Origin of the sequence: Peribacillus sp. Aquil_B1, from assembly GCF_022603275.1 — a bacterium.
Taxonomy (GTDB): Bacteria; Bacillota; Bacilli; order Bacillales; family DSM-1321; genus Peribacillus.
On the sequence record NZ_JAKXEE010000010.1, the window covers coordinates 23,223 to 36,953 of the forward strand.

Consider the following 13,731-nt stretch of genomic DNA (forward strand, 5'->3'; position numbering starts at 1 on the left):
GGAGCCTTTTATTTTTATATAAATAGTTTAAGAAGGGTGTGCAGAATATGAAGAAAAAACGAAAGATATGGCTCCTGTCCATCTTCAGCATCTTCATGCTGATAGTAAGTGCATGTGGGCAGGAAAAGAACAATTCCACAAGTGCTGACGCAAAAGAATCAGATAAAACCATCCAAATCGGTTATCAAAAATTCGGGACATTAAATATTTTAAAATCAAAAGGCAATCTGGAAACACGTTTAAAAGAAGTGGGGTATACGGTCGATTGGACTGAATTCCCGGCAGGACCTCAGCTGCTTGAAGCCTTGAATGTCGGCAGCATTGATTTTGGGCACACAGGGGAGGCGCCGCCGATATTTGCACAAGCAGCCAATGCACCACTTGTCTACATTGCCAATCAGCCGGCAAATCCTTCGGGAGAGGCCATAGTCGTGCAAAAGGATTCACCCATTAAAGATGTGAAAGATTTAAAAGGTAAGAAGGTTGGCTTGAATAAAGGTTCAAATGTTCATTATCTATTGGTCAAAGCGTTAGAGGAAGCAGGTCTTACTCTTGATGACATTCAGCCCGTCTACTTGCCGCCGGCTGATGCCAGAGCTGCTTTTGAAGGAAACCAAATCGATGCCTGGGTAATATGGGATCCATTTTTATCAGCGGCGGAATTGGAGCTTGAAACGAAAACGATCCGGGATGGAGAAGGACTAGTGGCGAATCGTGAATTCTTTTTGGCAACTGATTCATTTGCCGGAAACGAAGAGGCTTTGAAGATCATCAAAGAAGAACTGATAAAAGTTGATAAATGGATTGAAGAAAACCCAAGGGATGTCGCTGAGTTTTTATCTCCGGAAATTGGAATGAGTGTGGAGGCATTGGAAAAAACATTAAATAGAAAAGAATACGGACTTGAGAAGATTTCCAGTACGGTTTTGGATGATCAACAAAAGATTGCCGATACATTTTTTAATCTTAAATTAATTCCAAGCAAGATTAATGTTCTAGATGCATCTGCAGATAAAAAAAATTAAGGGGGAAATAAAATGAAAGTATTTTGGTTTTTACCATCACATGGGGAAAGTCGCTATTTAGGATCGACAAAGGGAGGGAGAGCGATTACACTTCCTTACTTAAAACAAATTGCACAGGCTGTCGATCATTTAGGTTTTGAAGGGGCTTTGCTTCCAACAGGTCGGTCTTGTGAGGATGCTTGGGTAGTTGGTTCTTCATTGATTTCTGCAACGGAAAGAATGAAATTTTTAGTTGCGATTCGTCCAGGTTTAATGTCGCCAACCTTAGCTGCGCGAATGGCTTCAAGCTTCGACAGGTTGTCGAATGGCCGTCTTTTGATCAATGTCGTAACTGGGGGGGACCCAGTCGAATTGGCAGGTGATGGCGTGTTTCTAAATCATAAGGAACGCTATGAGCAAACAAATGAATTTCTCGATATATGGAGAAAGGAAATGTCCGGTGAGAGTGTGGACTATGAAGGGGAGCACCTAAAGGTTGAAGGCGGTAATATTCTGTTGTCACCTGTACAAGAACCGTACCCACCGCTCTATTTCGGAGGTTCATCCGATCCAGCCATCGATATATCGGGAAAGCATATTGATGTCTACTTGACTTGGGGTGAGCCGCCGGTGCAAGTGGCCGAAAAAATTGAAAAGGTACGTAAAAAAGCAGCAGAGTACGGACGTGAAGTCAGATTCGGCATTCGCATGCATGTCATTGTAAGAGAAACGGAAGAAGAAGCTTGGCAGGCAGCGGACGAACTCATTAAATATGTGGATGATGAAATGATTCAAAATTCACAAAAGATTTTTGAACGATTTGATTCAGTGGGACAGAAGAGGATGTCGCAACTTCATAATGGAAGCAGGGATTCACTCGAAATCAGTCCAAACTTATGGGCGGGTGTAGGTCTGGTGCGCGGTGGTGCCGGTACAGCACTAGTCGGAAGTGCTGAAAATGTTGCCGCCAGAATGAAGGAATATGAAGAAATCGGAATAGAATCCTTTGTTTTATCCGGGTACCCCCACCTGGAAGAAGCGTACCGTGTCGCGGAATTATTATTCCCGTTACTCCCTGTCGACCAGCAGCAAGTGCCCGTTTCGAAAGCGACGAGTCCATTCGGGGAAATACTGGCAAATGACCACTACCCTACAAAAGGAAGTGAAATTGAAGATGAAGGCAAAGTTAAACAAAAAGTTCAATAGGTTTTCCCTCATATCTTGGATTGTACCCATTCTGCTTTTGGTAACGTGGCAGCTGCTTTCTTTGTGGGGGATTCTGTCGGAACGGATATTGCCTGCCCCGACTGAAGTCTTTCAAGCTGGCGTCGCTTTATTGAAAACAGGGGAACTTATAGATTATATCGGCATCAGTGCTCAGCGGGCATTCATCGGTTTTTTAATCGGAGGGATTATTGGTTTTGTACTAGGGTTGTTAAATGGATTATCATCCATTGCTGAAAACTTATTCGATACATCGCTTCAGATGTTGCGTAACATTCCGCATTTAGCTTTAATACCACTGGTGATTCTATGGTTTGGCATAGAAGAAGAAGCGAAAATTTTCCTTGTCGCTTTAGGGGTTCTATTTCCTATCTACTTAAATACATTCCATGGAGTGAAATCGGTGGATAAGGGTTTAATTGAAGCGGCAAGGGTTTATGGGTTAAGTGGTTTTTCTTTATTCTGGAATGTGATCCTCCCTGCGGCCTTTCCATCCATTTTGGTGGGTATCCGCTTCTCCCTTGGAATCATGTGGGTCACATTAATTGTCGCAGAAACAATATCCGCTAATTCCGGAATAGGATATATGGCTATGAATGCCCGGGAATTCATGAGGATGGATATTGTTGTTCTCAGTATTCTCTTATATGCCTTATTGGGAAAAATATCGGACGTTGCGGCCAAATTAATTGAAAAAAGATGCTTAAAGTGGCATCCATCATACCAATGAGGAGGTCATTCATATGATAAATGGAAATTCGTTGGAGTTGCAGGGTGTAAGAAAGGATTTTGGGGATTTTGAAGTACTAAAGGGAATGGACCTCACATTTAAAAAAGGGGAATTCGTGGCCATTGTCGGTAAGAGTGGATGTGGAAAGAGCACCTTGCTTCGTCTTGTGGCAGGACTGGAAAAGCCGACGGGCGGGCAGATAATGGTGAATGGAAAGCCATTGAATGGATTAAATAAATCGTCACGTACGATGTTTCAGGATGGAAGGCTGTTTCCTTGGAAAAAAATCATTGAAAATATTGGTGTCGGCTTGAAAGGGGATTGGAAGCAAAGTGCTATGGAATTACTGGAGCAAGTGGGCCTTGCAGATCGAGCAAATGAGTGGCCGTCCGTTTTATCTGGGGGGCAGAAACAAAGGGTGGCGTTAGCGAGGGCATTGGTGAACCAACCTGACATACTCCTCTTGGATGAGCCGTTAGGGGCATTGGATGCTTTGACGAGAATTGGCATGCAAAGGCTGATTGAAGAACTATGGAGGAAAAGGGATTTTACTGCCTTGCTTGTTACACATGATGTTGAAGAAGCCGTAATGCTTGCCGACCGTGTCATATTAATCGAAGAAGGCAAAGTCGTCATGAATAAGGAAATCAATCTGCCGAGACCGCGGAAAAAGGATAGCATTCAATATTCATCACTAGCAGCCCAAATCCTTAACCGGGTGATGCAAGTTGAGGGGGAAATGGAAAAAAAGGCGATTCACGCCTGAATAAGAGAAAAAAATGAAAAAAGATTTTGCAGCGAATTCCTATGTTTACCATATGTTCATCACCTTCTTGCCCCCTTCGGAGTGTACCTTTCATGTTTAATGATTCGCGATTTAGGGAAATGTTAAATATAGAGAAACTTGCAATTCATATTCAGGAAGGCGGAGGATGTATGAGTAATATATTAGCTGCGAAAGAACGTACGAATTCAAAACACTCTAATTTAAGGAATTTGAGAGAAAAAGGCGAAATCCCTGCGATAGTATACGGCAATAAAAATGACAGTACGGCCATTTCAGTCAATAATATTGAGCTTCAAAAGACAATCAAGGAAATAGGCCGTAATGGAATCATTTCTTTGGACTTGGAAGGAAAGAATTATAAAGTCATGCTCTCTGACTATCAAAAGGATCCAATAAAGAACTCGATTTATCATGCAGACTTTTTAATTGTAGATATGTCGGCCCAATTACAGGCACAAGTTCGCATTAACCTTGTCGGTGTTTGTAAAGGTGTGAAAGACGGCGGGGTTCTTCAGCAGTCTCTTCATGAAGTGACGGTTACGGCTAAACCTAATGACATTCCTGACTCCATCGATGTTGACGTTACCGAACTTCAGGTAGGAGAGACAATCTACATATCCGATATCCAAACGAATAAACAAGTTACAATCGGCAACGATGGTGAAGAAGTCGTTGCATCTGTTTTGGCTCCTCGCCAGGAAGAGGAGATAAGTACAGGTGAACAGCAAGATGGCGGTATTCCTGAAAATGAAGAGGGCAGGGAAACCAAGGCATCACCAGAGTCATGATGCCGGGATTAAACAAGTGAATCGTGATATAATAGGCGTAGCTCTTAACGAGTTACGTCTTTTCAATCTATGGATGCATCCATTTAAGCCGGACCATTTTTTCGTGATTGACTTCTTTAATGGGGGTTTTTCCTAATTAGTTCTCCGGTCGCTTGCAGGCAAGCTTGAAATTAGGGTACTATTTTTCTAAGGTCCATGATCTTGGAAAAACTTCGTCCCAGCGTAACTCCCTAAATAACCGTAATGACGGAGTGTGAATCATGAAAATTATTGTAGGGTTAGGGAACCCAGGTAAACAATATGAAAAAACTCGGCATAACGTCGGATTTGAAGTAATAGATGAGTTATCCAAAAGATGGTCGATCCCACTTGATCAAGCAAAGCATAAGGGGATCTATGGTGTGGGAATGGTAAAGGGAGAAAAAGTTTTATTGCTTAAACCTTTAACCTACATGAATTTGTCAGGAGAATCCATTTCGGCTGTCATGCATTTCTTTAAGGTGGATATCGCGGATGTTGTCATTATATATGATGACCTTGATTTGCCTCCAGGGAAGCTTCGCCTTCGTCAAAAAGGAAGTGCAGGCGGTCATAATGGGATAAAATCTTCAATCGCCCATTTGGGTACGCAAGAATTCAATCGAATCAGAATAGGCATTGGCCGCCCGATTGGCCGTGTGCCGGTATCTGACTATGTTTTAGGGCGGTTTTCGCCTGAAGAATGGGATCATGTCGGGGCAACGATCGAAAAAAGCGCAGCTTCATGTGAAGCCTGGTTGGAAAAACCATTTCTACAGGTCATGAACGAATATAACCAATAAGCAGAGAGTAGATATAAGTAAAGAATAATATCTTCCTGTTTCGCTGAATAAAAACCCTCTACTTTTGTACATACTAACACTATTACAAAAATAGGGGGTTACCAAATGGCTCTCCATTATCGATGCCGACATTGCGGAACTAAGCTGGGCTCAATCGAGGCACACTCACTGAGTACGGAGCAGTTAGGTTTTAATCAACTTACCGATGAAGAGCGACAAGAGATGATCGTTTATGATTCTGAAGGGGATATGCATGTAAGGGCGATATGTGAAGACTGTCATGAATCGTTGCAAAGAAACCCTGATTTATATGAAAACGATTATATTATTCATTAGCGGGAGAGGGCTTTGGACAAAATCCAAAGCATTTTTCCGTTTGTCTGGAATACCAGGGCAAAAAAAATGCCGTTAATAAAAAGGACGCTTGGTTAAATGGCCAAGTTCTAATACAAAGAATTCAAATGTTTTTCGCACGTTAAGAGAGGGGGGAAATAAAATGAATGGATTACAGAACTTGTTCTCCAAACAAGATGATGTTCATTCGTTAATAGCCGGCATCGATGAAGGACTTAAGGAGCAAATCGTCTCTGGTCTGACAGGTTCCTCGAGATCACTTTTGCTGGCTTCCGTATATGAAAAGACGAATAGGCCTATTTTATTGGTTACCCATAATTTATTGCAAGCACAAAAATTCCATGAGGACTTATCCAGTTTCATTCCCGAGGAAGAATTATATATATATCCAGCCAATGAATTGATCGCGGCTGATTTGAGTGTAGCCAGCCCAGAATTAAGGGCTCAGCGTGTAGAGGCATTGAACTTTTGGGCGGAAGGAAAGAAAGGGATTGTCATTGCGCCCATTCCTGGGGTGCGTCGTGTGCTTCCTCCAAAGGATATTTGGAAAAGGCATCAGCTTATCTTTAATTTAGGGGAAGACATCGAACTTGAACCAACGCTTAATAAATTCATTGCCATGGGTTATAACCGGTCTGAAATGGTTGCTTCTCCAGGTGAATTCAGTATCAGGGGCGGCATAATCGATATTTATCCGATCACCGAACCTAATCCGATACGAATTGAATTATTCGATACCGAAATAGATTCAATAAGGACCTTTTCAAGCGAAGATCAGCGATCCATCGAGAAACTCAAGAAGGTGACGATTGGGCCCGTCAGTGAGGCTTTGCTAGAGACGGAGCATATCGAAAGAATCATAACAAGGCTCGAGAGCGGATTAAGTAAAAGCTTGAAGAAACTTAAAGACGAGAAAACCAAGGAACAGCTGGTTCAAACGATCAGTTATGAACTTGAACAGCTCAAAATGGGGAATATACCCGACAAAATCTTTAAATACTTAAGTTTAGCGTATGAAAATCCAGCTAGTTTAATAGATTATTTACCGGTAAATGGTTTGGTATTCTTAGATGAAATCAGTAGAATCCAGGAAATCAATGATTCTTTGGAAAAGGAAGAGGCAGGGTGGTACACGGACCTTTTAAGTCAGGGACAAATTATCCATGACATAAAATTGGCTCATCCCATGCAGGAATTAATCGTGAAATCCAGCAGGCCGTTTGTATACCTTTCATTGTTTTTACGGCATGTACCGCATACGAATCCTCAGAATATCCTGAATTTTGCCAGCAAACAAATGCAAAATTTCCATGGACAGATGAATGTGTTCAAAGCTGAACTGGAACGTTGGAAAAAAGGTAAATACACAGTCGTCATACTTGGACAGGATGAAGAACGGGTAAAAAAGCTGCATTCGGTTTTAGCCGATTATGATATAGAGGCCGCAGAACTGTTTAATGCCGACAGCATTCTTCCAGGTAAAGTACAGATTTTACGCGGCAGTCTGAATAGCGGCTTTGAATTACCTATGCAAAAATTCAGTATCATTACGGAAACGGAATTGTTTAATAAGAAGTCAAAGAAATCAATACGGAGACAGAAACTATCGAATGCGGAGCGAATCAAGAGTTATTCCGAACTGAAGATTGGTGACTATGTCGTTCATGTTAACCACGGTATCGGTAAATACTTGGGCATTGAAACCCTTACGATTAATGGGGTCCATAAAGATTACCTGAATATTCGTTATCAAGCGGATGACAAATTGTATGTTCCTGTCGACCAAATTGATCTTGTCCAAAAATATGTCGGTTCTGAAGGAAAAGAACCGAAGCTTTATAAGCTAGGCGGAACGGAATGGAAACGTGTCAAAAGTAAGGTTCAATCATCTGTTGAGAACATTGCCGATGATTTAATCAAGTTATACGCAGAAAGGGAAGCGGCAAAGGGCTATGCCTTTTCACCTGATGGTGATATGCAGAGAGAATTTGAAACATCATTCGCCTATAACGAAACGGACGATCAAATACGCTCCATAGTCGAAATCAAAAAGGATATGGAACGGGAACGGCCGATGGATCGTTTATTATGCGGCGATGTTGGATATGGGAAGACAGAGGTGGCGATCCGGGCCGCTTTTAAAGCCATAATGGATGGCAAGCAAGTTGCTTTTCTTGTTCCGACCACAATCCTCGCCCAGCAGCATTATGAAACATTAAGGGAGCGTTTTCAGGATTATCCCATTTCGATCGGTCATATGAGCCGTTTCCGGACTAAAAAACAGCAAACGGAGACGATTAAAGGATTGAAGGCTGGCACGGTGGATATTGTCGTTGGCACGCATAGGATTTTATCCAAAGATATCGTGTACCGCGATTTGGGATTGCTTATCATTGATGAAGAACAGCGCTTTGGCGTTACACATAAGGAAAAGATCAAACGGTTAAAAACCAATGTGGATGTACTGACTTTGACTGCGACGCCGATTCCGAGGACCCTTCATATGTCCATGTTGGGCGTGAGGGATCTGTCCGTCATCGAAACGCCGCCCGAGAACCGGTTCCCGATCCAAACTTATGTCATGGAGTATAATGGCTCGTTGGTAACGGAAGCCATAGAACGGGAATTGGCCAGGGGTGGTCAGGTTTACTTCCTTTACAATCGGGTAGAGGATATAGCAAGAAAAGCAGAAGAAATTTCCATGCTGGTGCCCGATGCCCGAGTCACCTATGCTCATGGGCAAATGACAGAGCAAGAACTGGAAGCCGTCATGTTCGGCTTTTTAGAAGGTGAATATGATGTTTTGGTAAGTACAACCATTATAGAGACGGGTGTCGATATCCCGAATGTCAATACGCTTATCGTGAATGAAGCGGATAGAATGGGACTTTCACAGCTCTATCAGCTGCGTGGGCGTGTAGGACGTTCCAATCGGGTCGCATATGCATTCTTCACTTATAGGAAAGATAAAGTGTTGACGGAAGTGGCAGAAAAACGTCTTCAATCCATTAAGGAATTTACAGAATTGGGTTCAGGGTTCAAAATCGCGATGCGTGATTTATCCATCAGGGGAGCCGGAAACATCCTAGGGGCTCAACAACATGGCTTCATCGATTCAGTCGGTTTTGATCTGTATTCACAAATGCTGAAAGAAGCGGTAGATGCGAAACGTAATGACCAGCCAGCCGAAGAAAAGAACACCCTTGAAATCGACATTGAAGTGGATGCTTATATCCCTGATGCCTACATAATGGATGGACATCAGAAAATAGAAATGTATAAAAGGTTCAGAGGTATTGCTTCGCTTGAAGAAGTGGAAGAATTACAGGATGAAATGATCGATCGTTTCGGAGAGTATCCAGAAGAAGTTTCCTATTTATTCATGATAGCCGAAATGAAGGTATATGCTGAAAAGGCCGGAATTGAAAGCATTAAACAATTAAAGCAGGAAATCAGCATTCTCCTTAGGGAAAAGGTCAGCAGCGATGTGGATGGACAAAAGGTGTTCGAGCTGGGATCGAAGTATGGCCGTATGGTCGGCTTCGGCATGGACGGCAATCGGATGAAGCTGGTCCTGCACATAAAAGGCGTAGAACAAAGCAAATGGCTTAATATCTTATTTGAGATGACCAAGGGTTTACAGTATGTAAAAAAAGAGACGCAAGCCACAAAAAACTAAAATTGAATGATAGTCCTCTTGAAGAAATTTTTTTAGGTACCATGGTAAAAAAATGCATCAAAAAGAAAAATTTTTTCAAAGTGCATAGAACTTACCATTAGAAAAATACTAAGTACAATAGCTGGTGATGATTTTGCTACAAAATGAGGATTTATCAAATCAATTAGATGAAAGTGAGGCAACATTAGATGAAAGCAACTGGTATCGTTCGCCGAATTGATGATTTAGGAAGAGTCGTCATCCCGAAAGAAATTCGCAGGACCCTCCGTATCCGTGAAGGAGATCCACTGGAAATATTTGTGGATAGAGATGGAGAAGTCATCCTTAAAAAATACTCTCCTATTAGTGAATTAGGCGATTTTGCTAGGGAATATGCAGAAGCACTTTATGATAGCCTTGGAAACCCAGTTATGATTTGTGACAGGGATACTTACATTGCAGTGGCAGGCGGCTCCAAAAAAGAATACTTAAATAAAAGTGTTAGTGAACTAGTGGAAAAAATCATGGAAGAAAGAAATCCTGTCCTGGAGTCTCCAAATGGACAAATTTCATTCGTTGATTCCAATGATGAGGAAGTCCAATCTTATACTGCAGCTCCGATCATTGCGAGTGGCGACCCGATTGGTGCCGTCTTGATTTTCTCTAAAGATAGTACCATTGGTGAAGTGGAACAGAAATCGGTTGAAACAGCAGCAAGCTTCCTAGCTAGGCAAATGGAACAGTAACCTTGGACATGCCATTATATTTTTAAAGGTGGAAAGGGCAGCAATCGCGCTGTCCTTTTTGCAATTCTAAAAAAAGAAGTGGATATGGAAAATAATTAACAGTGTGGCTGGGGTTGAAAAATAACCATTAGAATTATGCTATAATAACTACCACATATGAGTGAAAAGGGGAAAAAGGATGGCTGAAAAGCCTTATAAAACATCAAATGAACTTTTTCGAGGTGCGCTGATTTTGAGCGCAGCTGCGATTATCGTAAAAGTGTTGAGTGCGGCCTATCGCATACCTTATCAGAACATTGCGGGTGACATCGGGTTTTATATCTATCAACAGGTCTATCCCTTCTACGGTGTTGCCTTTACATTATCAACACTCGGCTTTCCGGTAGTCATATCCAAACTTATTGCTGAACGGGAGTCTTCCAAAAATAACTTTGCGGTCAAGGACATTTTAATGACATCATTCATCGTCTTAAGTTCGATAGGAGTCATGATGTTTGCTGCACTGTTCCTTGGCGCTGAGTGGATTGCAGGGTGGATGAAGGACCCGAATTTAGCCGGTCTGCTGAGAATCGTTGCCTATTCTTATCTATTAATGCCGATTTCATCTGTTTTAAGAGGCTATTTTCAAGGAAGAAACGACATGTTACCGACGGCAAGTTCGCAGGTCGCTGAACAATGCATCCGTGTGTTGACGATACTGGTTCTTTCCACAATATTCGTGAATCTAGGCTACTCTCCTTATATGGTCGGCAAGGGTGCTGTCCTCGGTTCGATAACCGGCGGCATAACTGGCCTGGTACTGCTTGTTGCTTTCGTTATTTTAAGAGAAGAATGGAAGCTTTTTTTACGGATGAGAATCAAACCGGTACATTTCATCAAAATCTCCAAGGTCCTGGTTCTCCAAGGGTTGGCCTTTTGCATAACTGGCTTGATCCTTATCTTGTTTCAGTTTGTCGATTCACTGCACCTATATTCCCTATTAAGGGAAACGGGGATGGGGGAAAACGAAGCCAAAGGATGGAAAGGGGTATATGACCGGGGACAGCCTTTGCTTCAGTTAGGTACAGTCGTGGCTAATTCTTTTGCATTGGCGCTTGTACCTGTAATATCCGGATTCGTTCAGAGGAAAAATGAACAAGAATTATTGAATAAAATCAAACTGGTGCTTCGTGTAAGTGCAACGATAGGACTTGCAGCTGCGATCGGGCTGGTGGTGACGATGAAGCCTGTCAATCATATGCTGTTCATGGATGTTAAAGGGACCATTACTTTAGCAATTTTCTCTTTATCGATCTTATTCACATCCGTCATAATGGCAGAAGCGGCAGTGATTCAAAGCTTAGGCTATTCGTTCATACCGGTGATCATTACGCTTGTGGGTGTGGTCAGCAAGTGGGCTTTGAACCTTGTCCTGGTGCCCCATTACAAAATCGCGGGAGCAGCCTCGGCAACAGTGCTTGCGTATATGATCATGACTGTATTATTTTATGTGGTATTGAGAGTACATATTAAAAAGACATTAATTGAAAAGAAGCACGTGTTAATAATCTTGAAGAGTACGGTTTACATGGGTACGGCGGTTGTTTTATTCAATGGCTTATTCGAAATGATGTCCTCAGGCGAAAGCAGGTTGTTAGCTACGATCCAAGCTTTGACCGGGGTAGCGATCGGTGCAGCCGTTTTTGTGATGACCGCCATTCGTGCAGGCTTATTTGGTGAAGAAGAACTGGCACTTATACCTGCAGGTTCAAAGCTTAAACGATTTATAATAACGAATAGGAGTATGCGAAATCATGAATGAGATTACGATAATAGGCCTTGGTGCAGGGGATTTAGATCAGCTTCCACTAGGAATTTATAAAAAATTGCTACAAACAGAACAATGCTTCGTCAGAACGATTGATCATCCTGTGATTGGGGATTTGAAAAGGGAAGGAATCAATTTCACGGCGTTTGACGGGATATATGAAAAGCACGACCAATTTGAAGCGGTATATGAAGAAATTGCCGGAACATTAGTACAAGAGGCTTCAAACCGTTCGATTCTTTACGCAGTTCCGGGACATCCCATGGTAGCGGAAAAAACGGTTCAGCTTTTGCTCGAAAAGGGTCCGGCTCTTGGAATAGCCATCAAGTTGGAAGGCGGGCAAAGTTTCCTTGATCCCTTGTTTCAGGCTGTTCAAATCGATCCGATCGAAGGGTTCCAGCTGTTGGATGGGACAGATCTTTCACCAGATGATTTGCACATTACCCAGCATATGATAATCGGACAGGTGTATGACGCATTCAGTGCGTCCAATGTGAAGCTGACTTTAATGGAAAAGCTACCGGATGACTATGAGGTATATATCGTTACAGCAGCAGGAAGCAGTCAGGAAAAAGTGACAAAATGCGCTCTGTTCGAACTCGACCGTCAGATGGAGTTAAGTAACTTGACGAGTGTTTATGTCCCGCCTGTTAGAGAAGAAGCTTTACAATACAGGGAGTTTTCTAAGCTGCGTCAAGTCATCGCAGAACTTAGAGGTCCTGACGGATGTCCTTGGGATAAGAAACAAACTCATGAAAGCTTGAAGAAATATCTAATAGAAGAGGCTTATGAGCTGATTGATTCCATCGATGAAGAGGACGATGAGGGCATGGTTGGTGAACTTGGGGATGTCCTGCTTCAGGTGATGCTTCATTCACAAATCGGTGAAGATGAGGGCATGTTCACGATAGACGATGTGATTGAAGGCATTACGGCGAAAATGATTCGACGCCACCCCCATGTATTCGGAGATGTTGAAGTGAACGGCGAGGAAGATGTATTAGAGAACTGGCAGAAAATCAAAGAGAATGAAAAAGGGAGCGAAACAAAAGCTCCGCAATCCATACTGGATGGGATTGAGAAATCGCTGCCAAACTTACTTCGGGCCGAAGAGTACCAAAAAAGGGCGGCGAAGGTCGGGTTTGATTGGGATGAGGTTTCCGAAGCCTGGAAAAAGGTCAGGGAAGAAGTGCAGGAATTGGAAGCGGAAATATTAAGCCCGAACAGGGATGTCGAAAGAATAAAATCAGAGCTGGGCGACCTCTTTTTTGCGCTTGTCAACATTTCACGTTATTATGACATACAAGCGGAAGAAGCCGTCTATAAAACAAACCAGAAATTCCACCGGCGTTTTACATATATAGAAGAATGCATTCAAAAGGCAGGCAAGAAGTTTGAGGATTATACATTGGAAGAACTGGATTCATATTGGGATGAAGCAAAAGCTAAAGGACTTTAATTAAGGGAGAGATTTTAATGTCGATGAGATTGGATAAATTCCTAAAAGTTTCAAGATTGATCAAGCGCCGTACACTTGCGAAAGAGGTGGCGGATAAAGGGAGAATCACGATTAACGGACAACAGGCAAAAGCAAGTTCGAATGTGAAAGATGGCGATGAATTGACTGTACGATTCGGTCAAAAGCTCGTTACGGTACGTGTCGATAAGATTCAAGAAACGACGAAAAAAGAAGCGGCTGCAGATATGTATACTATCGTAAAGGAAGAAAAGCTAGCGGAGGAGTAAGGACAGGCTTGGTTCTAATTCCGCTCTTACGGACATACACTTGTACAAATCAGTGGTACTGTGAGG

At 42.4% G+C, this 13,731-nt stretch carries 12 protein-coding genes; all 12 read left to right on the top strand.

Annotated features, from left to right (window positions below; translation table 11 throughout):
* The first annotated feature begins 47 nt into the window (after positions 1-47).
* Positions 48-1,025: a sulfonate ABC transporter substrate-binding protein gene (locus MPH60_RS26950; protein ID WP_241594429.1), complete on the top strand. Its 978-nt coding sequence runs from the start codon at positions 48-50 to the stop codon at positions 1,023-1,025.
* A 12-nt stretch (positions 1,026-1,037) separates the two neighbouring features.
* Positions 1,038-2,210 (top strand): FMNH2-dependent alkanesulfonate monooxygenase, encoded by a 1,173-nt coding sequence (gene ssuD / locus MPH60_RS26955; protein WP_241594430.1) that lies wholly within the window; start codon positions 1,038-1,040, stop codon positions 2,208-2,210.
* Complete coding sequence (ssuC, locus tag MPH60_RS26960) at positions 2,179-2,958, top strand: aliphatic sulfonate ABC transporter permease SsuC (RefSeq protein WP_241594431.1); 780 nt, start codon at positions 2,179-2,181, stop codon at positions 2,956-2,958. The genes ssuD and ssuC overlap by 32 nt, the downstream gene beginning before the upstream one ends.
* A 13-nt stretch (positions 2,959-2,971) precedes the next feature.
* The gene (locus MPH60_RS26965; protein WP_241594432.1) at positions 2,972-3,724 is read left to right on the top strand and encodes an ATP-binding cassette domain-containing protein; all 753 of its coding nucleotides are present in this window, start codon (positions 2,972-2,974) and stop codon (positions 3,722-3,724) included.
* A gap of 170 nt (positions 3,725-3,894) precedes the next feature.
* The gene (locus MPH60_RS26970) at positions 3,895-4,533 is read left to right on the top strand and encodes a 50S ribosomal protein L25/general stress protein Ctc (RefSeq protein ID WP_241594433.1); all 639 of its coding nucleotides are present in this window, start codon (positions 3,895-3,897) and stop codon (positions 4,531-4,533) included.
* Between the two features lie 260 nt (positions 4,534-4,793).
* Complete coding sequence (pth, locus tag MPH60_RS26975; protein ID WP_241594434.1) at positions 4,794-5,354, top strand: aminoacyl-tRNA hydrolase; 561 nt, start codon at positions 4,794-4,796, stop codon at positions 5,352-5,354.
* A gap of 105 nt (positions 5,355-5,459) precedes the next feature.
* Complete coding sequence (locus MPH60_RS26980; protein WP_034316319.1) at positions 5,460-5,690, top strand: anti-sigma-F factor Fin family protein; 231 nt, start codon at positions 5,460-5,462, stop codon at positions 5,688-5,690.
* Between the two features lie 160 nt (positions 5,691-5,850).
* Positions 5,851-9,387 carry a transcription-repair coupling factor gene (mfd, locus tag MPH60_RS26985; RefSeq protein WP_241594435.1) on the top strand — a complete coding sequence of 1,179 codons (3,537 nt, stop codon included), beginning with the start codon at positions 5,851-5,853 and terminating at the stop codon, positions 9,385-9,387.
* Between the two features lie 188 nt (positions 9,388-9,575).
* Positions 9,576-10,112 (top strand): stage V sporulation protein T, encoded by a 537-nt coding sequence (spoVT, locus tag MPH60_RS26990; protein ID WP_063235918.1) that lies wholly within the window; start codon positions 9,576-9,578, stop codon positions 10,110-10,112.
* Positions 10,113-10,290: 178 nt separating this feature from the next.
* The gene (locus MPH60_RS26995) at positions 10,291-11,913 is read left to right on the top strand and encodes a putative polysaccharide biosynthesis protein (protein WP_241594436.1); all 1,623 of its coding nucleotides are present in this window, start codon (positions 10,291-10,293) and stop codon (positions 11,911-11,913) included.
* Positions 11,906-13,378, top strand: coding sequence for a nucleoside triphosphate pyrophosphohydrolase (gene mazG, locus MPH60_RS27000; RefSeq protein ID WP_241594437.1), 1,473 nt, complete (start codon positions 11,906-11,908; stop codon positions 13,376-13,378). Before MPH60_RS26995 ends, mazG begins: the two co-directional genes overlap by 8 nt.
* Positions 13,379-13,401: 23 nt before the next feature.
* Complete coding sequence (locus MPH60_RS27005; RefSeq protein WP_034316386.1) at positions 13,402-13,665, top strand: RNA-binding S4 domain-containing protein; 264 nt, start codon at positions 13,402-13,404, stop codon at positions 13,663-13,665.
* Positions 13,666-13,731 lie beyond the last annotated feature (66 nt).